Below are 22,853 nucleotides of genomic sequence, written 5' to 3'. Positions count from 1 at the left end.
GAGTGATCTGATTGAAGTACCTGTGATGCCCTCAAAATTTACTTTTGGGGGCATTTTTATGCGTAAAGGAGAGGTAGGCGGTGCTGAATTTAAGCAGCAGCACAGAAAGTGCCAGGGCTTTGTCGTTGTTGTTGTTGTTTAAAAAAGGAGTTGCGCTCTGGTCTGCCCTGTTCCTCAAATCTGGTATGTGAATACCTTTCTGTTGTGCCTTACTTTTGAGGATACAAAAATCAATTCACACTCACACCTGCCATGAATAATCAAACATTCGATATCTCCCAATTATTTCTACGTGTATCTCTCGGCTCAGGATTTATTCTTCCTGTAATGGACAGGTTCGGGTGGCTGGGGGAAGTTGGGCAGCAGGGGAATGCCTGGGGAAATTGGGATAATTTTGTGGTGTACACACAAACTTTAATGCCTTATATGAATACCGGTTTAACCACCCTCATGGCCATTTTGGCTACAGCAGGGGAGATCCTATTCGGAATAGCATTGGTGCTGGGGTATCAAACAAGATTAGCGGCAATGGGTAGTTTCGGCTTGACATTGGCCTTTGCGTTCAGTATGCTGTTTTTTGCAGGATACCGCGCTCCCTTCACCTATGCTGTGTTTGTGGCCAGTGCTTCATCATTACTGCTGGCAGGTATTCCTGTATACCGCTGGAGTCTGGATAATTATAAAGTAGAGAAATAAATAAATTTAAATTATGAGCAATAGAGTTAATGTACACCAGGTACAACCGCTGGCTTATCAGGCCTTACTGGAATTAGAAAAATATTTGAACCAGACAAAACTGGAAAAAAGCCTGAAAGAACTGATCAAAATCCGGGTTTCCCAGATCAATGGTTGTGCATTCTGCATCGATATGCATACCAAAGACGCGAGAAAATATGGAGAAACAGAACAACGTATCTATGCCTTAAGTGCCTGGAGGGATACGCCCTTCTTTACTGAAGTGGAAAGAGCTGCCCTGGCCTTGGCAGAAGAAATGACCTTAATTTCCAAAGGTGTTACTGATGAGACCTATAACCACCTGGCTAAAGTACTGGATGAGGTATCAGTTGCGCAGGTGATCATGGCGGTGATCACGATTAACGGTTGGAACAGATTAGCGATTACGACCCATCTGCAACCGGTGAAGGATTAATGAACTGTGCTGCATTCTTCTACTGAGGGGTGGAAGAATGCATTTTTGATCTGCAATCCTGTTTTTAGCCTGGTCACAGCTGCCGGGATTTCTTTTTTACACATGGAAACTGAGCTTAATCCGTTTCAACGTACTGATAAAATCTTCCATTTCAGCGGTGTTCAGGGCGGCAAAACCGATCCTCACTCCGTTATAATTTACAGCTGCGGTATTGTATGGACTGCCATTACTCAGGAAAATACCAGCCTTTGCCAGTTTCGCAGACACGATGGCAAGCGGATATTTTTCATCAAAAGTCACCCAGACCGACATGCCGCCCGCTGGTTTGGAAAAAGTAACCATATCCGTCAGTTCATTCTTCAGCAGGTCGCAGAAGGTATTGCGCCTTGATTTATACAGCTTGATCGATTTACTGATGTGTTTTTGCATTTCTCCGTTCCTATACAAGGATGCAATAGCTTCTTCCATCAACAGGTCGCCGCGCATTTCCATCATTTGCTTTAGGGCTGAAGCCTGCCGGATGAACTCTTTTCCCGCGACCAGGTAGCCCGACCTGACCGAGGGTGCCAATGTCTTGGTGATTGAACCGATGTACAATACAAAACCATGGTGATCTGCACTTGCCAAAGGAAGAATCGGACTGTTTCCATAATGAAAATCATAATCGTAATCATCTTCAATCACAGGGATTTTATAATTCCTGATGATTTCCAGGAGTTTTATCCTTCTTTCACTGCTGAGGGTGACTGTTGTTGGATGATGGTGGTGGGGAATGATATACAACAGGTCCGGTTTTTGGGTCTTGCAGATCTGTGCTACAGTATCCACATCAATTCCATTGGCATCAGCGTTTACCTGGATAAGCTGCGCACCGAGATGTTCAAACACTTTATTGGCGAAATGGTAGTTCGGTTCCGCAACGATGACGGTAGAGCCGGGTTTGATGACCATTCTTGCGGCGATAAAGATGGCCATTTGTGCTCCCCTGGTGAGCATCATGTGGTCAGCGTCAATAGATAGCCCTCTCGTTTTCGCAAGAAAGGAAGCCAGTTCCGTTCTGAGGCTTGCCGATCCCGAAGGTTTGCCTTGCATAAATAAACCATTCATATAAGGCTTTTTCAGGTATTTCCTGTATTGTGCCAGCAGGGAATTTAAGGGGGCTATCCTTGCATCAGGAAAGCCATCGCTAATGACCATCCTATAGTTGACAGGCTGCTCTTCAGTCTCAGGAAGGGGCGTTACTTTTAAGAAAAAATCGTTCTGTTCCTCAACATGAATACTCTTGTCCGCTGTTTTTTTGAAAGCCCTCGGCTTAAGCAGGGGCAGTTCCGTCGAAATAAAAATCCCTTTCCGGGGAACAGACACGATCCAGTCCTGTATCTTCAGTTCTTCATAGGCAGCGACCACAGTAGTGCGGTGCACATTCAGCCTATCGGCAAGTTCCCTGCTGGCGGGGATCTTAAATCCTGGCTGAAGAAGTCCATCGGTAATCACACGGATCATTCCACTCACAATCTGTTGGAAAACAGGAATCGAAGCATTTCTGTCAATCGTGATTAAAGTCTGGAAAGGAAGTGTCTGGGTTGTCATATGGCGCCTTAAGGTGTCCTTTCATGGGTGGCACACCGAAGTTTAAAAGTACAGAGAAAAAGCGCTAAAAATAAAAAAGCGGCTCAACATGAGCCGCTTTTTCTCCTTTTTGCAGGAATTAACATTTATTTCACGCGTTCCACGTAGTCTCCGGTACGGGTATCCAGTTTAATTTTATCACCTACGTTAACAAACAAAGGCACTTTAATTTCGATACCATTTTCCAGTGTTGCATATTTCTGTGCGCCTGAAGACGTATCACCTTTAACTGCAGGTTCTGCATAGGTAATTTCAAGTTCAACAAAGTTCGGTGCCTGGGCCATAATTGGTTCTTCGCTTTCAAAAGAAACGATAACGTCCATCCCTTCTTTGATGAATTTAGCTGCCGGACCAAATAAGGCTTTAGGAATATTGAACTGATCGAAAGTGACATTATCCATTACTACAAAATAATCACCTTCTTCATATAAATATTGGAAATCACTGGTTTCAACACGGCAAATTTCAACTTGTTCATCAGTTGCCAAACGTGCTTCAACAATTTTTCCGGTTTTAATATTACGAAATTTGCCTAAGTAGAATGCGCCACCTTTACCTGGTGTACGGTGAAGAATTTCAGTAACTGTTACCAGCTCTCCGTTGAAACGTAAAATATTTCCTACTTTAATTTCAGATGCTTTTGCCATAAAAGATTTTAATTGTAAAATTTGAGTCCAAAGATATACGCTTTTTTGTTTATTTAAAGTGAATTCCAAAAGATGTTGCAATTATTCTCCTGAATGGAGACACGCCTGATTTAGGGAGATTGGGCATCAGTCCATGCATTGAAGGTATCGTTTTTTCTGTACAAGACCAGGTGTTAAGGTATTTTGGGACTGGATGATGAATAAATAGGGGGGGCTATATTTAAGTGAATGTGCAAAATTAGCCTCAAATTCTGCCTGGTAAGATACAGGATAAAATAGGAGGGGTATTGGTTAAATTATGATAGGCTTATGATTTGCGGGCCGAATATCTTTAAAATTCCTAAACCTAACCTCATTATATGATTATACATTCGATTTCAAAGGGCATTATGGTGGTACTTACCGGTATTTTTTTAACCGGGCAGGTAGCGAAGAAAGAAACTTATATACCGGCAAAGGTATGGCGGGTACCGGATAACAACGACTACAATGATGACAACAGCGAGTACAGTCATCAGCGAAAGGTGGAATCGGATAACATCGCAATTTTCTGGGCCAAAGAATTTGGAAAGGATCCCATGCAGAATCCGGATGTCAGCAAACGTTTTGACGTGAAGGAAGCTTTGAAGGAATGCGAACGTTTTTATGGTTTTTATGTCAATAAGCTGAAAATTGTAAAGAAGGGAAAATCGCTGACGGATAAATACAAGGTCTTGTTTTATGTTATTGGTGGTGATGAGCAAACTGCATTTGGCGGAGGGGCAGAAAACAAAGTTGGTATTTTGTGGACTCCGGCGGTAAGGATGAGTAAAGCACCTTATGGGGCGCTGGCGCATGAATTGGGACATGCCTTCCAGTATATTGCAAGTAATGACAATGGAACCGGTTTCAGGGGACCAATTATGGAGATGTCCGCCCAGTATATGCTGTGGCAGGTTTACCCGGAATGGATGAGTTTTGAAAATTACCACCTGGTGAGTTTCATGAAGAAAACCAATTATGCTTTTCTTCATCCCACAAACATGTACCATTCTCCATATGTACTGGAATATTGGTCGAATACACACGGCATTGATTTTTTTGGAAAGCTGATGCGTGAAACCAAGGATGGAGAAGATATTGTGATGACCTATAAAAGGATAACCGGCATTAACCAGGAACAGTTTAATGAGGAGATGTTTGATGCCTCCCGTCGTTTTATCACCTGGGATATGAAAAGGATAGAAAAACTGGCTGCAAAATATGCGAATCAGCATACCACTAAAATTGATACCCTGGCCAATGGCTGGTACAGGATTGAGGAAAGCAGCTGTCCACAGAACTATGGATACAATGGGATCAGGCTTCAGGTACCTGCAGAAGGAACAGTGCTGAAACTGGATTTTAAAGGTGTAGCAGGTATCCAGGGTTTCAGGGCAATCCAAACCGATAAAGCGGGCTGGAAATATGGGTTTTTAGCGGTGAAAAAAGATGGAAGCCGTGTATATGGTGATGTTTTTTCCGATGTTCAGGGGAGTGCCACTTTTAAGGTTCCGGCAGAGACCGCATTTTTATGGCTGGTGGTGACTGGAGCTCCAAAAGACCATTGGAAGGTGTCTGACAAAGAAGAGCAAAACGAACAATGGCCTTATGAATTTAAGCTTACAGGGACAAGTCCTGAATAATTTTTTCTGACAGGAGGAACGCATCTTCAGCCACACCGTAGACCAATCCTGATTTTCTTTTTCGCAACCAGGGAAGTCCAAGGAAATACAGTCCTTCAATGGGGGACTGTCCTTCCTGATGGATGGGTTTTCCATTTTCGTCAGTGACAGGCAGGTTAATCCAGCTGTAATCGGCACTTAAACCTGTCGCCCAGATAATGGATGAAATATTTTCTATCCCTAACGAACTGAGTGGAGATGCAGACCTGGCTTCCGGATCCGGAAGGTCAGCAGTATCGGTAGTCGCTTCCATTGCTGTGGTTACTTTTTTATCCCTAGCCGTGCTTTGCGCTGCCACTTGTTCATTTGTACAGGTTTTTTCTACAAGATCTTCCTCTGCAATGATTTGATGTTTGTCAATATAATCATCAACTTTCTTTTTCATCCTACTGGAAAAAGCATCGGCATACCTGATATCATCTGCTGCATGGCCAAAAGACAATGTGCCGTTGGTGATACCCGATAATTTACCCAGAATGGTTACCCCAAGAGCATGTAGTGACTGGAGACTTATGGTGTGTCCCAGAGGCCCTTTCCCGGATACCTGTGGTTGTATACTGCTGGATTGTGCTGTTCCCTCTGCTGATGAGCAGCTGATCTCCTGGAAGCCAGTCTGAACAAGCCAGTCCATCATGTCTTTTCCCCTGTAACGTCTGGGGCTGCGGCCCACTTTACTGGCCGCCAGGTAGACCATTCGTCCGGAGAGCGCCAGCTCTTCTGCAATTTGTACACCGGACTGTCCGCTACCTACAACCAATACGGCACCCTGAGGTAATTGTCCGGCGTTACGGTAACTGACCGCATGGAATTGTGCAATCTGTTGAGGGATGACCTGCTGAAGGGAGGGAATTACTGGCTTGTTGATCCCCCCTGAAGCAATAATTACCTTTTTGGCATACCAGGTACTTCTTATTTCCTGATGTAAGGTGCTGATAGCAAAGTATTCGTTCTTTTCACTTTCCTGAAGCTTTGCGTTGTATTTGGACACTGCGGTTACCCGGTGATTTTCCTTAACAGGAAGCTTAAATTTCAGGGCGTAATCCTGCAGGTAGCTGATAAATTCATTTTTGGTCATGAACTGGTCTTTATTCATTTCATTTACTTCCATACCAGGCAGGCAGGTCATCCAGTTGGGGGTGTTCAGGGTAAAAGAATCCCAGCGCTGGGACTGCCATGACTCGGCAATGCGGCCCTGTTCAAGTACGATATATGTACAGTTCTTTTTTTCAAGATAATAACTGATGGCCAGGCCTGCTTGTCCTGCACCAATAATAATGACATCATATATTTCCTGAGGGTGTGAGGTGGTCATGTGCGGCATGTATTCTTTTTTTTGCACAAACTTAAGGGACACCAGCGGGTGTCTGTTAACGCAATGCCGACTAAAACTAACGCAATTGGGATGGGTTTTCTGCTGTCCCATCTGTAGGAAGGGGGCTACTGCCAGCGGTTTTTTCAGGTATCCGGCGCAGTAAACTGTTTTCTACTGAAATATTTTTGATACAACAGGCTTGCCGATTCAATTTTCAGTAGAAATTCATACATTAGAATACACACAAATTTAAACCTTAATGTTATGAAAATTGCAACAGACAACTGTGCCTGTTTTTTGTATCGTGCAAAAAATAGGCTGCTGGAAAGCACTCCTTCTTCAGTCCATCAACCGGACTTTTCAGGGAAAATATTTATTCTCGCCATGTTCCTCATGGTTGCCCCCTATTTTGGAAATGCCCAGACTGTATTCTCCGGTAGAGGCGGTATCGACGACGTCGATGGAGGAACAAAGGTATATAAGAAGAATATTCATGGTGATATCGTTGTGGAGGATGGCAGGGGAAATGTAATCGCAAAGTTTAAAAAGGATATTTTCGGCAATGACGTAGAAGAGTATGAGAATGGGAAAAAGAGAATATATAAAACCAATGTCTTCGGCGATAGAATAGTGGAAGATGAAAGAGGAAATGTAATCGCAAAGTTTAAAAAGGATATTTTCGGCAATGACGTGGAAGAGAATCAGAATGGGGGAAAGAAAGTATATAAGACCAATATCTTTGGCGATAAGGTGCTGGAGGATGGGAGAGGAAAGGTAATTGCCACCTTAAAAAAAGATGTTTTTGGGAGCGATGCTGAGGGGAATGGGAAGAAGAGGATTTATAAGACCAATATCCATGGTGAGCAGGTGCTGGAGGATGAAAGAGGAAATGTAATTGCCACCTTAAAAAAAGATATTTTAGGGAATGATGTAGAAGAATATAAAGATGGGAAGAAGAGAATTTATAAGACCAATATCCATGGCGATAAGGTGGTAGAGGATGAAAGGGGAAGGGTGCTGGGGACCTATAAGAAGAATATCTTTGGCGAGGAGATTTTTGAAGCCAACTGATTCCGGAAGGGCTGAACCCTGATTAGAAAATTATTGTTGGTATCAAACGCTTATGTCTGCATCTGTTCTGTATTTCGGTTTTAATGACCATCACCCCGGTTGAATTCTATATTTTTGCATGCTTAACCATATTCAAGAGCAGGGATGAGAGAAATTTTTAAGATATTCAGAATTGATGCAGATGAAGCCAATAAAATACTTCTTGCAGGGAACGACCTGCATAACCATGATTTTGAAGAGCTGATCATAGGCAATGAAGGTCAGCTGGAGCATTTCATTGATTTTAATTCCGAGACGGTCACTGCACCATTTGTTAGTTTCATTTCCAGTGGAAAAGTACACCGTTTACGACCAGTTCCGTTAGATGGGAAATGTGATATCTGGGTGTTGCGTTTCAGAAGTGAGTTTATACCTGAAACCATTTTTCAGCTGTATTCCTCCTATCATAACAATGCGAATATCAGCATGAAGGATGAGGTCTGCTTTGACCGGCTGAACCAGATCTGCGGGATAATTTATCAGGAATATACTTTCCCTTCCCCGGATCTTTCGGTATTGCGGCAGTTGCTGAGTGCACTCTTTACCATAATCGAATCTGAACGGCGCAAAATGAACCTGAATAATGAAGAATCAAAGAAGATTCAGGGTGCAACCTTCCGGAACTTTCTGAATCTGCTGGAAGAATACTATAAAGAGCCGAAAGATGTAAACTTTTATGCAGAGAAGTTATTCATGTCGGTCAGGAACCTCAATTTAATCTGTCAGGGCATCCTGCACCGTAGTGTGTCAGAGATTATTGAAACCCGTAAGCTGACGGAGGCTAAAAACCTGTTGATGACCACCGACCTGACAATTTCTGAAATTGGCTATGAACTGGGATATAAAGAGAAAAGCTATTTTACGCATACATTTAAAAAGAAGGCAGGCATGACACCAAAAGAATTCCGGGAAGATATTTCCAGAATGTTTTCCTAAACCGGATGTTTTTCTAAAGTTCCTGTTTTTTCCTAAAACTACTACTCTTCTTCCGATTTGTGTAACCGGTGTGCTGTTCCTTTTGGTCACCTTTGTCAGGTCATGAAGAGAAAGGAGTTTTTAAAAGCCATGAGTATATTGCCATTCGGAGCTGCAGCCTATAAATTGAATACACTGCAGGCTGCCACAAAAGATTTTAATCCTACAGTGCGGATGCCCGTGCTCTTTCTGGGCCATGGAAATCCCATGAATGCCATAGAGAAAAATACCTTCACGGAAGGCTTTGAACGGATCCGTAAGGACCTGCCTGAACCCAAAGCCATCCTTTGTATTTCCGCCCACTGGGAAACCCGGGGTACCTTTGTCACTGCCATGGAACATCCGGAGACCATTCATGATTTCGGAGGGTTTCCGCAGGCATTGTTTGATGTACAATATCCGGCGCCGGGTAGTCCTGATCTGGCAAAAGCGACCAAAGCACTGATTAAATCTGTTCCCGTAGGGCTGAGTGAGGACTGGGGACTTGACCATGGATGCTGGAGTGTAGTCAAACACCTTTATCCGGAGGCGAATATTCCCATTGTACAAATGAGTATTGACCATACGCAACCTGCTGCTTACCACTATGCCCTGGGCAAGGAACTTTCCGCGTTAAGGCGTAAAGGAGTGCTTATTATTGGGAGCGGAAATACGGTACATAACCTCCGCCTGGCGGCCTGGGATAAGATGATGACTCCGGGATATGGATTTGACTGGGCACTGACCGCCAACGAGAAAATGAAAAAAATGATTATGGAAGGGGATCACCGGTCACTCATTGATTTCAATAAGCAGGGGCGGGAGTTCCAGCTGGCTGTGCCTACACCGGAACATTTTCTTCCACTGCTTTATACCCTGGCACTTCAGGAAAAAGATGAGCATACCCATATTTTCAATGATGCCCTGGTGGCAGGTTCCCTGAACATGTTGTCTGTAAAAATAGGTACGGCCTAAAAAAGAAAAGGCATGAAAAAATATAGTATTGGAATAGTCTTAGTTCTCATCGTCATCATCAGTTTTAGTTTTAAAATGAATCATACCACACCCCAACCTGCCCTACATTATGTCGTAAGGCAGCCAAAATTACACACAGATAAAGTGCCTTTAGTGATTTTATTGCATGGCGTAGGCAGTAACGAGCAAAATATGTTTTCTTTTGCAGATGCACTGCCCGACAAATTTAAGGTCGTCTCCGCCAGAGGCCCATTGATGCTGGGAAAAGATAGTTATGGCTGGTTCCAGGTGCAATTTGGATCTCAGGGGCCGGTCATCAATGAAATGCAGGCAGAAAAGTCGCGTAAAGTCATCCTGCAGTTTATTGAAGATTTAAAGACAGTAGAGGAATTTGATGAACACCAGGTGTATTTAATGGGGTTCAGCCAGGGAGGAATCATGAGCTACAGTGTGGCCCTGACGAGTCCAGAAAAAATTGCCGGTATTGCGGTGATGAGTGGAAGACTATTGCCTGAAGTAAAACCGCTGGTCGTTTCCAGTGAAAGGTTAAAGAAACTGCGGATATTCATTTCCCATGGCAAGCAGGATCCTGTGCTGCGGTTTGGCTTTGCAACTGATGCCCTGAGCTACCTGGAGGGGAAAGGATTGCAACCAGATTTTCATGCCTTCGATGAGGTGCATAAGATTAACGGAGAAATGCTGGCCGAGGTAATTAGATGGTTAAACAACTAATATTTTATATCTTCAGCTGCGAATAAAACAACATATAAATTAATAATCCATTTAAACTTTAAAAAAAGATGAAAAAAATCAGTGTATTGGCATTGGCAAGCGTGGCTTTATTGTTTGCCGCTTGTGGCGGAAATTCAACTAAAAATGCTTCAACCGGTGAAGAACAGCAAGTTGCAGAAAAGAGCGGAGAGGTTTATGCCGTCAACCTGGAAACTTCAAAAGTAGATTGGAAAGCTTTCCATAAAGGAGGTTTTGCTCCACGCTGGGGTACCATTGCACTTAAATCAGGTGAAATATCTACAGCAGAAGGACAGCTGACTTCGGGTGATTTTGTCATAGACATGCAATCAATTAAAGTTGATACCGCTTCGGTAACTGAGAAAGATAAAAAAGCTACAGATCTGGAAGCGCACTTGAAAAACCCTGACTTTTTTAATGTAGAGAAAAACCCTACTGCAGAATTTAAAGTGACTACTGTTGCTGATCTTGCTACAGCACCAGCTGACGCAGTGGACGGCGCTAACAAAACAGTAAGCGGTAACCTGACCTTAATGGGTAAAACATTGAATGTAACTTTCCCTGCTAAGGTTACAGTAGAAGAAGCTGCGGTTTCCGTATTGGCTAAATTCACGGTTAACCGTACAGACTGGGGTATTAAATTCGGTAGCACTGCAGCTGATCCGGCAGAATGGATGATCAGTAAAGATATCGAAATTGGTATTGATGTGAAAGCAGCAAAATAAGATCGATTCTTCCTTTAATAGCTTAAAAAGCTCCTGTTCGTGATGAGCAGGAGCTTTTTATTTTAGGGTTCCCCGCTTTGTCGGGGTGCTGCTGAAAAATGGGGCCTCCGCTATTTTTCCTCCTGTAGTTTTTTAAGCTCCCTGGCAGATATTTTTAGAATAGTACCATGCCTGATCCCTTTCGGCAGACTGATCCGGTCTGATTGATCGGTCCAGGTTTTTAAATCGCCTGAAGCCAGTGCGCCGTATTTTTTTTCTGTATATTTATCAAAATAGACCAGCCAGGTATCATTGATTTTCAGCGTGGTTGGCCCTTCTGCCCAGTATTTTCCGGTGAATGGTGGCTCGCTGGAAAGGTATGGACCTGTGATCGCCTCGCTATAGGCAATCTTCAGGTTCTTTGCTGCTGGTTTACGCGTTTCATCTTTAAAGAACATGATAAAGCGTTTCCCCTCCTTCACAATGGTTGCATCGATGACGTTATAGCCCGGATCAAACAGTAGCCTGGTTTCGGTAAATGTTTTAAAGTCTTTTGTGGTTACCTGGTATAAGCGGTTATTGTATCCATCATCCCCACTGGCGGCCGTTTCCGTAAACTTCCCGTTGATGGTTGTTGCCCAGTAGATCATGTATATTTTGGAAACAGGATCATAGGTAATCTCGGGTGCCCAGGAGTTCCTGGCTTCTTTTTCTCCCGCCATGACCGGGATAAACTGTTGTTCAGTCCAGTGAATAAGGTCAGTGGAAGAGGCATAACCGATTCCCTTATCATTCCAGCTTACGGTCCATACCATATGAAACCGGCCATCCGCACCCCTGATGATACAGGGATCACGCATCAGTTTGTCCTTACTTACGGTAGGGGTAAGAAAAGGGCGGTCATCTTTCAGGGCCTTCCACTGGTATCCATCATGGCTATACGCGTAGTGTAAGCCATCTTCTCCGTTTCCTTTAAAATAGGCAAAAAGATAAGGCCCATTCTTTGACTGTGCTTTTAAACAGGGGATACTGAGCAGGAAGAGGAGGAAGGTGATCGTTGTTAATTTGTTTACTTTTTTGAACATGTTTACTATTGGGTTTATAGGGGAGGTGATCTGCTGTTATTCAATGTGATGAAGATAAGTGGAGCAAGTCAATATTCAAAATTACCGGGGATATTTCATGACGAATGCAAGGTGTTCCCTGTTGATATCGACTCAAGCGACACTTTGATCTTCCGGCGGCGGGAGTGGCTTTTGAAGGCGGCAGAGGTAACAATCCTGATACTGCAGGACACCACAGGATGCTGATGGTTAATTTTAGCCTTATAATAGCATTTTTACCTGACATCAGGAATGTGTTGACATTCATTTCAATTAAATATGCAGAAAAAGGTATCCTCCAATAAGCGGATAATTGCGGCTATTTGCCTGATTTTTATTTGCTCCACAGCAGCTCTTGCACAAACTATTTCCCTGAAGGGCAAATGGAGATTTAAAATTGACACGAGGGATGAGGGAATCCCTGGAGATTGGTACAATACCACCCTTTCTGATACCATCACTTTGCCGGGCTCTATGGCTGAAAACCTAAAGGGCGACGATATCAGCTTAAAAACAAAGTGGACCGGGAGTATTTATGATAGCTCCTATTATTTTAATCCGCGATTGGAAAAATACCGTCAACCGGGCCACCTTAAGATTCCTTTCTGGTTAACGCCACACAAACATTATACTGGTGCAGCCTGGTATCAGAAAGATATCTATATCCCGGCGGACTGGAAAGCTAAGCGGGTGGTTTTATCACTGGAATACCCGCATTCAGAAACCCGCGTCTGGATTGATGACGTAGAAATCGGCACCCGGTTTACCTTCGTTGTGGCCCAGAATTTTGAACTGCCGGCAAGTCTTAAACCCGGGAAACACAGGATTACGCTCTTAATCGATAATCGCATCAGGCAAATCAATGTGGGACAGGATTCACACAGTTTAACCGATCATACACAGGGCAATTGGAATGGCGTTGTGGGTAAAATGTTTTTACAGGCCGGTTCTCCGGTTTATTTTGATGATATTCAGCTTTATCCTGATCTTCAACGTAAACTGGTAAAAGTGAAGATGCAGCTCAGTGCTGTAAAGGGGATGACTTCCAGTGGAAACATCACCTTATCGGCAAAAAGCTTCAATACTGCAGTTATGATCAAGGTAAAACCTGTTACGGTACCTTATCAGGTGAAGGATGGAAAAGCATTTTTGGAGGTTGACCTGCCGATGGGCGATCAAATTGTCACCTGGGATGAATTTGATCCGGCCTTGTATCGCCTGACTGCATCCTTACTTGCCAAAGACGGCAAAAAGGACGAGAAACAGGTCCAGTTCGGGATGCGGGAATTCAAGGCTGTGGGGCGAAGTTTTGAGATCAATGGCCGCCCTGTTTTCTTACGTGGAACGGTAAATAACTGTGAGTTTCCTTTAACAGGATATCCGGCGATGGATGTGGCGGCCTGGGAAAGGATATTCAAAATCTCAAAAGCCCATGGTTTAAACCATATGCGTTTTCATTCCTGGTGCCCGCCGGAGGCTGCATTCATTGCGGCTGATCTGACAGGGTTTTATCTTCAGCCTGAGGGGCCGAGTTGGGCAAACCACGGCAGCTCAATTGGTGAAGGCAAACCGATTGATCAGTTTATCTATGATGAAACCAACCGTATGACCAAAAATTACGGGAACTATGCCTCCTTCTGTATGATGGCTTATGGCAATGAACCCCGGGGCAGACAAGTGGAATACCTGACAAAGTTCAACGACTACTGGAAGGCAAAGGATTCGAGAAGGCTGTATACTGGTGCTTCAGTAGGGGGCAGCTGGCCCGTGATTCCAAACAATGAATTTATGGTGCGTGCGGGCGCGAGGGGCCTGGATTGGGGGCAACGTCCGGAAAGCATCTCTACCTATGCCCAGAAGATCGCGCAATTCACCGTGCCCTTTGTGGCCCATGAGATGGGACAGTATTGTGTATTCCCAAATTTCAAAGAGATTAAAAAATACAATGGGGTGTACCGGGCAAGGAACTTCGAGATGTTCCAGGAGGACTTAGCTGATCATGATATGGCAGATCAGGCTGATGAATTTCTGAGGGCTTCAGGTAAACTGCAGGTTTTATGTTATAAAAATGAGATAGAGAAAGCGTTAAGAACACCCGGTTATGCCGGGTTTCAGCTCCTGTCCCTGAATGATTATCCGGGGCAGGGAACTGCATTGGTAGGCGTACTCGATGCTTTCTGGGAAGAGAAGGGCTACGTTACTGCCAGGGAATTTAAGCGGTTTTCCAATAGTACGGTACCACTGCTCAGGGCCTCAAAGTTTGTCTATACGAATAAGGAAAAATTGGTGGCGGACATTGAAGTGGCACATTTTGGAAAAGCTCCTTTGGAAGATGCAAAACTTTCATGGACGCTCAAAGATTCTTCGGGAGAGATTTTAGGGCATGGAACTTTCCATCCTAAAACGCTGCCAATTGGCAATTGCATTGAGATCGGTCGTATTGATTATCCCCTGAGTACTATTGAGAAAGCGACTCAGCTTCAGCTGGAAGTGACCATAGACGGCACTGATTTTGCAAACGACTGGAATTTCTGGGTGTATCCGGCTGAACTTCCTAAAGTTAAAGCGGACTTTTACTATACCCGTCAGTTGGATGAAAAGGCAAAAAAAATATTAGATGAAGGGGGGAATGTATTTCTGAATGCGTCTGGAAATGTGGTAAAGGGCAAGGAGGTTGTACAAACATTTCTTCCTGTTTTTTGGAATACCTCATGGTTTAAAATGCGTCCCCCGCATACGCTGGGCATTCTTTGCCATCCAGAACATCCGGCCTTTAATGATTTTCCTACAGCGGATCACAGTGATATGCAGTGGTGGGAAGTTGTGAATAAAGCTCAGGTAATGAACCTGGAGGATTTTCCATCGGGGTTCAGGCCTATTATTCAACCTATTGACACCTGGTTTTTAAACCGCAGGTTAGCCCTGGTTTTTGAGGCGAGAGTTGGAAAGGGGAAACTGGTGGTTTCGAGTGCAGACCTGTCGCCAGATTTAAAGGGGCAACCTGCAGCACAGCAACTCTATTTTAGTTTGCAACAATACATGTTGTCTGCCCAATTTCATCCGGCTAATGAAGTCGCCTTTGATACGGTGAAAGATATTTTTGAAAGTCCCTCGAAAATTCAGTTCGATACCTTTACAAAAGATAGTCCTGATGAACTGAAACCCAAATCGAACTAACGGAAGTAGTTGTAAAACATTTGTATCTGTAAATGACACGACTGGTTCATGCACCACAGGTCGATTCGAAAGTATCGCTTATTACCTGCGATCTGTAGCTGGCTCGGATGGTTCATGCATCACAGGTCGATTCGAAAGTATCGCTGATTGCCTGCGATCTGTAATTGACTCGGCTGATTCATGCACCACAGGACAAAGAAGCTACACACAGGTAGAGCCCGGTTGACTTGGGGTAACCATACCTTCTTCCGGTTCCGGCAGGAAAATGAAAGGATAATGTGGGGCAGATCAGCAATAAGAAAGAGGCTGTATCATAAATCATGATCAGCCTCTTTTTTTATTTATAGCTTCTGTCTCTGCTTATTTTTTATAACATTTTTTCGCAGCACTATTGACACAATTATTTGATTTTCATATATTTAATGTATTAAAACACACTAGATATGGCAATCAGAGAACCCGTATTTAAGCCCTATAACCAACAGCAGATTCTTGCCATTCCGCCCACTCTTGATGAATTAATTCCTGATTCCCATCCTGTTAGAGTTGTAAATGAGGTGATTAATAAGATTAGTATAGAACCTCTTCTAAAAGCCTACCACATTAAAGGCAGTTCCAGCTATCATCCCCAACTTTTGCTTAAAGTTCTGGTTTATGGTTATCTCACCAATATCTATTCGAGCCGTAAGCTGGCTGCCGCTTGCCGTGAAAGCATCTACTTTATGTGGCTGAGCTCCATGAGCTACCCAGATCACAATACCATCAACCGTTTCCGGGGTGTACGCCTGAAACATGCCCTTCGCAGTGTATTTGAGGATGTGGTAAAACTACTTGCCGCTGAAGGCTTATTAAGTATTGAGGAAATCAATACCGACGGGACTAAGATCGAAGCCAGTGCCAACAAGTACACTTTTGTCTGGAAGAAATCCATTCAGACCAATAAGGAAAAAATGAAAAAGCAGCTGACCCACATTTGGGAATATGCGCAACAGGTGGCCAGTGATGAAGACAAGATGCCTGAGCCGCCTGATTTTAAACAGATTGATAGTGAGAAGGTAAAGCAAGCTGTAGAGCAGCTGAATGAAAAGCTTGCCGGGCAGAAAGATATAGACAAGAAAGTGAAGGATAAGCTAAAGTATGTAACTAAAAATTATCCGCAGAATATAGCCAGATATGAAGCTCAGGAGGCTATTTTGGGCGAGAGAAACAGTTATAGTAAGACAGATACAGATGCTACTTTCATGCGGATGAAAGAAGACCACATGAAAAACGGACAGCTGAAGCCCGGCTATAATGTACAGATATCTACCTCTAACCAGTTTATCGTCAATTACACGATACATCCCAACCCAACCGACACGACTACCCTGAAGATCCACCTGGAACAACACGTAAGCAGCTTTGGAAAAGCACCAAAGAAACTTACAGCAGATGCAGGCTATGGTTCTGAGGAAAACTACCAACTGCTGGAAGATCAGAAAGTTGAGGCTTTTGTGAAATATGGCATGTTCGATAAACAGCAGAAGGGTAAGTACAACAGCAAATCTCCTTTTGGGGCAGACAAACTTTTTTATAACCAGCAGCAGGATTGTTATATCTGCCCAATGGGCCAGCAAATGCTCTCAATCGGGTCTTACACAAAAAAGACGACAACAGGCTTTAAGCAAACCCTTAAAAGATACCAGGCAAGGAATTGTGAAAACTGTCCTATGAGAGCAGTTTGCCATAAATCAAAAGAGAACCGCATCATTGAAATCAATGAAAACCTGAACAGGCTTAAGCAAAACGCATTCGAAAAGCTGAACAGCGAAGAAGGAATACAGCGGCGAAAGAAACGATGTTATGATGTAGAACCTGTCTTCGGAAATATCAAACAGAACCACGGGTTCCGCCGCTTTAGGCTCCGTGGAAAGGAAAAAGTGGCCATCGAATGGGGCTTACTCGCAATTGCACAAAATATCAGAAAAAAAGCAGCCTAAAAGAGCTGTTTCATTGACCTTTTTCAAAATCAGATGACTAAAATGCAAATGAACGCGTTGGTGTCCAGAGATGGTACAAAACTTACCCATCATAAAAAAAGGCTGCATCATCTAATTTGATACAGCCTCTTTCTGTTGGGCGTTGAAAAATTACCAACCAGGATTTTGCATGGCCTGTTTTTGAGCCGGGGTCAATGCAGCTCCGCCACTTTTAATCACATCCAGAAATGTTTGAGGAACAGGACGTAAATAATGTTTACTTTCCACCGGTTTGGCTTCAATGTTAAACGCGGCTGTGCGGGCTACCAATGTTTTGGTACGTGCCAGATCTTCCCATCTCATCAGTTCGCCCATCAATTCCCTGGAACGTTCATTTAAAATAAAGGCCAGAAACTTATCATTCTGAGATCCGGCTCCGATTTGATCATAAAATTCTTTACCGGAGTTGAAGATATCGGCTTCACTATTCAAATGCATCGAGGTTAAAGTATTGGTAGTAGTCACCTCCATATTATTTGACTCGAAATACGTATTCTTGTCAGAATAGGAAGATAAAGCAGTAGCATTTGTTGCCGGGTTGGTCTTATAAGAAATACCGCCGTCAACATAAGCTTCCCGGTTTTCACCGTCTTTGTATGCGGCACGGTCTCTTACCTTATTGAGATAGGGGATAGCCTGTGAAAACTGATTCATTCTTCCGTATGCTTCTGCAACAATCAAATACGTTTCGGCCAAACGTGCCAGGATACCATCACGCTGACCAAACTGTGAGGCTACCAGGTTTCGGGATCCATCCATAAATTTTGAGAGGGCCACGAACTGACTTACCCCATAGTTACCATGTGCATTTAAATAACTTTGGGGCTGTCCGGAAAAGTATCTTACGTACATGTTGGGCTTACGGCGGCCGATATCTGTCGGTAATGCCGTTGTAGCGGCAGGATCTGCTGCGGTATAACGGGTATCATTCGCATCATTCACAATATACAAGATCGACTCCTCGCCGCCGGTAAATTTCGACTGTCCGACAAGTGCCGGTGAAGGGGCATTGGCAGCTGTCCATTTTGGCGCACTATTTGGATTGTTACATACATAGCGGGTCTTAAAGCTTTTCCAGAATCTTGAATCATTAACACGGTCAAACACATCAATGGCATAATCTGTTGACCTTAAACGCTGAAACTCACGGCCGCCGGCAAGGTCGCGTTGCATACCGGGAAGATTTTGGTAAACCGAGGGATAATACAGGTGTACCTGATTTCCATAACGACCTTGTGTGGTGGTATTATTCGAAAACTGCGCAGCTAAAATGATCTCTTTATTGGTCTCATTTGCTCCATCTACTGTAGTAAAATTCCAAAGATCACTGAAATTGGTGGCAAGGGAATAACCGCCACTATTGATCACCAGATCTCCATATTCTACTGCATGCTGTAAATCTGCAGTTCTGGTATCACTATTCCAGTCATTATTGAATTCACTTGCGCGGAACAAATACGCTTTGGCCAGAAAATGTGCGGCTGCCCATTTTGTGATTCTTCCTGTTTCACCCGCTGTCGCCGGAAGCAATTCATAAGCTTTTATAAAATCCTGAATAACCTGCTCATACACTTCCCTGGCAGAATTTCTTGAAAATTCTTCCTGAATGGTTTCCGAAGGCTCAAGTTTGATGGGAACACCACCAAACTGTTTGACCAGTTTAAAATAATCAAAAGCGCGCATAAAATAACCTTCCCCCAAGCGGGTGTTTTTATTTGCCCCTTCATAATACACAGGTACGTTTTTGATCACAATATTGGCAGAATTGATATTTCCATACATATTGTCCCATACTGCGGTAATATCAGCAGAGAACGAATTGAAGTTGCCATCGTAAGAATTAAACATTTGTTCTGTCCGGTCTCCACCAACAGTAAATTCATCAACACCGTAGTTGGTTGTGGTATATGCCCAGGTATAATTAAAGTGAAATTTCAAACTCTGGTACATGCCGATCACCAGGCCATCCAGTCCATCTGTTCTTTGGAAATCTGAAGTGTTATGGGAATTGATCACTTCCTCATCCAAAAAACTCTTTTTGCAGGAAGTAGGTAAAATCATTAGTCCGCCGATGAGCGCCACTACTGACAGTAAATTTATAGTCTTTTTCATAATCATTGTCTATTTGGTTAGAAGCTTGCGTTAACTCCAAAAACGAAACCGCGGTTAAAAGTAGATCCGCCCAGGTCGGGGTCAATCCATTTGATCTTCGAGTAGATTAAGCCGGGGTTAATACATTGTGCATAGACTCTCAATCTGGACAAGGTTAGTTTTTTTGCCAGGTTGGCATCCAGATTATAACCTAATGATATATTTCTTATTTTGATAAAAGAAGCATCCTGATAGTTCTTTGAACTGATGTAAGTATCACCTGCAGCACTTGCATAATTTGGTGCCGGATAGTCATTTGTTGGATTTGTTGGGGTCCAGTAATCTACCACACGCTGTGCAAAACGGCCTTGTAAAGCTTCGGCTCCGATTCTGATCAGGTAATTGTAACGTGATACGATGAATATAGACAAGTCGAAATTTTTATAGAGGAATGTATTGGTTAAGCCTGCGGTCCAGCTGGGATTGTTATGTCCTAAAATCTGACGGTCATTGTTGGCGTCAATTTTATAATCGTTATTCAAATCTTTAACCCTGATACTTCCCGGCTTAAACCAACTGGCCTGACTGGCAATATTTGCGTTAAACTTATCCATTTCAATCTTATCCTCAGGGGTGTCTTGCCAGATGCCATCATTCACATAATCATATGCCACACCATTCCGCTCTCCGATAAAAAAGAGGTTATTGATCATGTCACCATTATCAAGTTTGATAATTTCATCTTTACTGATAGAGAAGTTCAGTGTCGATTCCCAGCTAAAGTTTTTTGTTTTGACATTCACTGTGTTTAAGGTCAGGTCGATACCTTTATTTTTTGTGGAACCGACATTGTCAAATGATGTCGTGTAACCATTAATCGAAGAAATGTTTTTGAGTAAAATCAGATCATTGGTTTTAGATTTATACACATCCAGCGAGCCGTTAACTCTTCCCTTGAATAAATCAAAGTCAATCCCTAAATTGTATTGCAGTGTTTTTTCCCAGCTTAATACCTTGTTGGGCAAAGAAATGGGATCTTTCAGGGAGGCATCTGAAGACACATAGCCCGTTTGCGCGACACTGCCGAATGTATAGGTCAGCGGTTGGGAAAGACCAAGGGTACTGCCAATATCTACAGAAGAGTTTCCGGTACTACCAACTCCGAACCTCAATTTGAGTTGGTTTACCCAGCTAATATCTTTCATGAAATCCTCTTGTTCCAGCCGCCATGCCAGTGCTGCAGAGGGAAAAAAGTCCCATTTATTTCCTTTCGCCAATTGTGAAGCGCCATCCCAGCGGGAAGAAGCTGTTAACAGGTATTTACTGTTAAAACTGTAATTGATCCTGGCCATATAGGACAATAATGTAGACGTCCTTAAGTTGGTATCAAAAGCATCTAAAGCCGTAAGGTTGGTGGTATTTAAACCATACCAAAGCGCATTGGGCAAGGATATCTTACTACCTGTCATGGATGAAGATTCCTCTCTGTAGGAAGAGGAACTTTGTAACAGAGTTAACCCGAAATTGTGTTTATTGATGGTCTTATCATAGTAGAGCAAATGATCAAGTGTATAGGCGAATTTATTGCTTTCATTTAACTGTGCATAGTTATTCACGGATCCTACCACCCCTGCATCACGATTCACGGATTTGGCATCCTGATATCTTCCATTGTAGAAATGGGAGAAATCAGGCCCGAAATTGATCCGGTACTTTAGATCTTTCAACAGACTAACTTCTGCGAAAACTGACCCTATTGTTCTCAGTGTTTTACGGAGATTGATATTGTAATCGGCTTCGAGAACAGGATTCTGAATATTGATATCTCCTCCCGGTAAATTAATCCTGTTGCCATCGGAATCGAATGGGACAGCCAAAGGAAGCATTCCGCGGGCAGCAAAATAGATGTTTCCTGCTCCGGAGGCACTGGCACTTTGGAAACCATAATTTTGCAGGCTATAGGTAGCTGTCAGGTTTGCGCCCATTTTAAACCACTTTACGGGATTGATTTCAATGCTCAACTTCCCGCTATACCGCTCAAAATCCTGTCCCAGCTGTGTTCCCTGCTGGTTCAGGTAACCGAATGATCCATAAGCTTTAATTTTATCTGTACCACCGCTAACGCTCAATACATGGTCATGGGTAACTCCGGTTCTGGTAACCAGATCGCCCCAGTCGGTTGTCGGGATCAGACTTCCGTCGTAAGTTCCATTTTGCCAGCCTAAAGCCAGGTTATCCAGTACATACTGATCGCCTGCGAATATTTTCTGATCTGCAGCAAGGGTAGGAACATCCGGATATTTTCTGTTATCAGTTGCAGGAAGTGCCCTGAAGGCATCCCGTCTGAATTCTACATATTGTGCCGAATTCATCATTTCGGCCCGGTCATTCAAATGCTCGATGGTGGCTGTACCCACATAATCCAGCGTCAGTTTGCCTGTTTTACCTTTTTTAGTCGTCACCAAAACCACTCCATTGGCTCCCCGGGAGCCATATATGGCAGTCGCTGAGGCATCCTTGAGGATATCAATTGATTCTATATCGTTTGGATTGATGGCTTCAATACCACCGGCAGCAAAAGGAATTCCGTCTACCACGTACAATGGAGAATTGCTGGCGGTTAAAGAGCGTACCCCCCTGATTAAAATGCTTCCCATGACCCCGGGACGTTCATTTGAGGTAATATCGACACCTGCAGCTTTCCCCTGAATGGCCTGTAAAGCATTTGTAACCGGCCTTGACCTGATTTCTTCCGATCCGACACTGACCACAGCACCCGTAACATCACTTTTCTTCACCAGGTTATAGCCAACCACCACCACCTCATCCAGGTCTCTGATTGAACTTTGGAGCCGGATATTAATGGTAGAGCGACCGTTTATGGGAACTTCCTGGGTAGCATAACCCAAATAGGAAACCACCAATACCGGATTTTCAGTTCCCGTTGGGATGGTGACTGAGTATGCCCCGTTGACATCGGTCTGCACAGCGAGTTTTGTATTTTTTACCTTTACGATTACACCTACCAGTGTTTCACCCTGGTCATCCGTGATGGTTCCCTTGACGATAGCATCCGGCTTCCTGTTTTCTTTGCTGCTGAGCGGATTGATATTTTCGGGCCTGAAAGCTGCGGCCATAGCCGGGCTGTCTGTCAATGTGAATGAAAGTGCTGAAAGACCTGTGATCAGGAGTTTTTTGCCGTAACATACATTTCGTCGATGAAGTAACTTTGAATGTAGTTTTAGATACATAATCTTGAATTGTTAATTGGAAATATTTGGTTAGTTAGTGGTTTAGAATAGCCAGGCAGTGTTTAAGATTTTTGCCAATGCGTTAATCCCTGCCACTGGTCTGATACCCGGCGATTGTTAAGAATATCTTTGAATGCGTTTGTTCCTTTAGCGATTGATTAAACCATAGGCATGATTTGGAGGTGAATGACAAACAGAAAATCCATTTAATTAAAAATTTAAATTTACAGGAAGACCCCATTTTTTCGGATCTGACAGATATATTTGGTTAATTGCTTA

16 protein-coding genes are annotated in these 22,853 nt (G+C 43.4%); 10 read left to right on the top strand and 6 right to left on the bottom strand.

Annotated elements, in window-relative coordinates; genetic code table 11:
• Window positions 1-252 precede the first annotated feature (252 nt).
• Together ACSBL2_RS16595 and ACSBL2_RS16590 are read left to right on the top strand one after the other, a co-directional pair.
• Window positions 253-696 carry a DoxX family protein gene (locus tag ACSBL2_RS16595; RefSeq protein ID WP_442587663.1) on the top strand — a complete coding sequence of 148 codons (444 nt, stop codon included), beginning with the start codon at window positions 253-255 and terminating at the stop codon, window positions 694-696.
• Between the two features lie 13 nt (window positions 697-709).
• Complete coding sequence (locus tag ACSBL2_RS16590; protein ID WP_442587662.1) at window positions 710-1,150, top strand: carboxymuconolactone decarboxylase family protein; 441 nt, start codon at window positions 710-712, stop codon at window positions 1,148-1,150.
• Window positions 1,151-1,246: 96 nt separating this feature from the next.
• On the opposite strand, the gene ACSBL2_RS16585 is transcribed toward ACSBL2_RS16590, so the two are convergent.
• Window positions 1,247-2,740, bottom strand: coding sequence for an aminotransferase-like domain-containing protein (locus ACSBL2_RS16585; RefSeq protein ID WP_442587661.1), 1,494 nt, complete (start codon window positions 2,738-2,740; stop codon window positions 1,247-1,249).
• 125 nt (window positions 2,741-2,865) lie between these two features.
• Window positions 2,866-3,426 (bottom strand): elongation factor P, encoded by a 561-nt coding sequence (gene efp, locus ACSBL2_RS16580; protein WP_442592242.1) that lies wholly within the window; start codon window positions 3,424-3,426, stop codon window positions 2,866-2,868.
• Between the two features lie 359 nt (window positions 3,427-3,785).
• Here efp and ACSBL2_RS16575 point away from each other — a divergent pair, with 359 nt between their 5' ends.
• A complete protein-coding gene (locus ACSBL2_RS16575; protein ID WP_442587660.1) occupies window positions 3,786-5,090 on the top strand; it encodes a DUF6055 domain-containing protein in 1,305 nt (434 codons plus the stop codon).
• Here the strand turns inward: ACSBL2_RS16575 and ACSBL2_RS16570 are convergent.
• Entirely contained in the window at window positions 5,068-6,441 is a 1,374-nt protein-coding gene (locus ACSBL2_RS16570) for an NAD(P)-binding domain-containing protein (RefSeq protein WP_442587659.1), read from the bottom strand. The two genes, ACSBL2_RS16575 and ACSBL2_RS16570, sit on opposite strands and share 23 nt — an antisense overlap.
• 264 nt (window positions 6,442-6,705) lie before the next feature.
• Here ACSBL2_RS16570 and ACSBL2_RS16565 point away from each other — a divergent pair, with 264 nt between their 5' ends.
• The 5 genes from ACSBL2_RS16565 (at window position 6,706) to ACSBL2_RS16545 (ending at window position 10,955) form a co-directional block, all read left to right on the top strand.
• Window positions 6,706-7,512, top strand: coding sequence for a hypothetical protein (locus ACSBL2_RS16565; protein ID WP_442587658.1), 807 nt, complete (start codon window positions 6,706-6,708; stop codon window positions 7,510-7,512).
• Window positions 7,513-7,656: 144 nt separating this feature from the next.
• Complete coding sequence (locus ACSBL2_RS16560; protein WP_442587657.1) at window positions 7,657-8,487, top strand: helix-turn-helix domain-containing protein; 831 nt, start codon at window positions 7,657-7,659, stop codon at window positions 8,485-8,487.
• Window positions 8,488-8,589: 102 nt separating this feature from the next.
• Window positions 8,590-9,480: a 4,5-DOPA dioxygenase extradiol gene (gene ygiD / locus ACSBL2_RS16555; RefSeq protein WP_442587656.1), complete on the top strand. Its 891-nt coding sequence runs from the start codon at window positions 8,590-8,592 to the stop codon at window positions 9,478-9,480.
• A 12-nt stretch (window positions 9,481-9,492) separates the two neighbouring features.
• Window positions 9,493-10,212, top strand: a complete 720-nt coding sequence (locus tag ACSBL2_RS16550; protein ID WP_442587655.1) for an alpha/beta hydrolase — start codon at window positions 9,493-9,495, stop codon at window positions 10,210-10,212.
• A 68-nt stretch (window positions 10,213-10,280) separates the two neighbouring features.
• A complete protein-coding gene (locus tag ACSBL2_RS16545; RefSeq protein WP_442587654.1) occupies window positions 10,281-10,955 on the top strand; it encodes a YceI family protein in 675 nt (224 codons plus the stop codon).
• Between the two features lie 110 nt (window positions 10,956-11,065).
• On the opposite strand, the gene ACSBL2_RS16540 is transcribed toward ACSBL2_RS16545, so the two are convergent.
• A complete protein-coding gene (locus tag ACSBL2_RS16540; protein WP_442587653.1) occupies window positions 11,066-12,019 on the bottom strand; it encodes a glycoside hydrolase family 43 protein in 954 nt (317 codons plus the stop codon).
• Between the two features lie 297 nt (window positions 12,020-12,316).
• Between ACSBL2_RS16540 and ACSBL2_RS16535 the strand changes: the two genes are divergently transcribed.
• Together ACSBL2_RS16535 and ACSBL2_RS16530 are read left to right on the top strand one after the other, a co-directional pair.
• On the top strand, window positions 12,317-15,214 hold the full coding sequence (locus ACSBL2_RS16535) for an exo-beta-1,4-galactosidase (protein WP_442587652.1): 2,898 nt from the start codon (window positions 12,317-12,319) through the stop codon (window positions 15,212-15,214).
• A 443-nt stretch (window positions 15,215-15,657) separates the two neighbouring features.
• Window positions 15,658-17,193, top strand: a complete 1,536-nt coding sequence (locus tag ACSBL2_RS16530) for an IS1182 family transposase (protein ID WP_442587651.1) — start codon at window positions 15,658-15,660, stop codon at window positions 17,191-17,193.
• A 150-nt stretch (window positions 17,194-17,343) separates the two neighbouring features.
• On the opposite strand, the gene ACSBL2_RS16525 is transcribed toward ACSBL2_RS16530, so the two are convergent.
• The gene (locus ACSBL2_RS16525) at window positions 17,344-19,344 is read right to left on the bottom strand and encodes a RagB/SusD family nutrient uptake outer membrane protein (protein WP_442587650.1); all 2,001 of its coding nucleotides are present in this window, start codon (window positions 19,342-19,344) and stop codon (window positions 17,344-17,346) included.
• Between the two features lie 17 nt (window positions 19,345-19,361).
• Entirely contained in the window at window positions 19,362-22,574 is a 3,213-nt protein-coding gene (locus ACSBL2_RS16520) for a SusC/RagA family TonB-linked outer membrane protein (protein ID WP_442587649.1), read from the bottom strand.
• Between the last annotated feature and the right edge of the window lie 279 nt (window positions 22,575-22,853).

The organism is Pedobacter sp. AW31-3R, from assembly GCF_052180285.1.
Classification (GTDB): domain Bacteria; phylum Bacteroidota; class Bacteroidia; order Sphingobacteriales; family Sphingobacteriaceae; genus Pedobacter.
The sequence above is the reverse complement of the archived record's forward strand: the minus strand, read 5'-3'. Positions and strand labels throughout refer to the sequence as shown.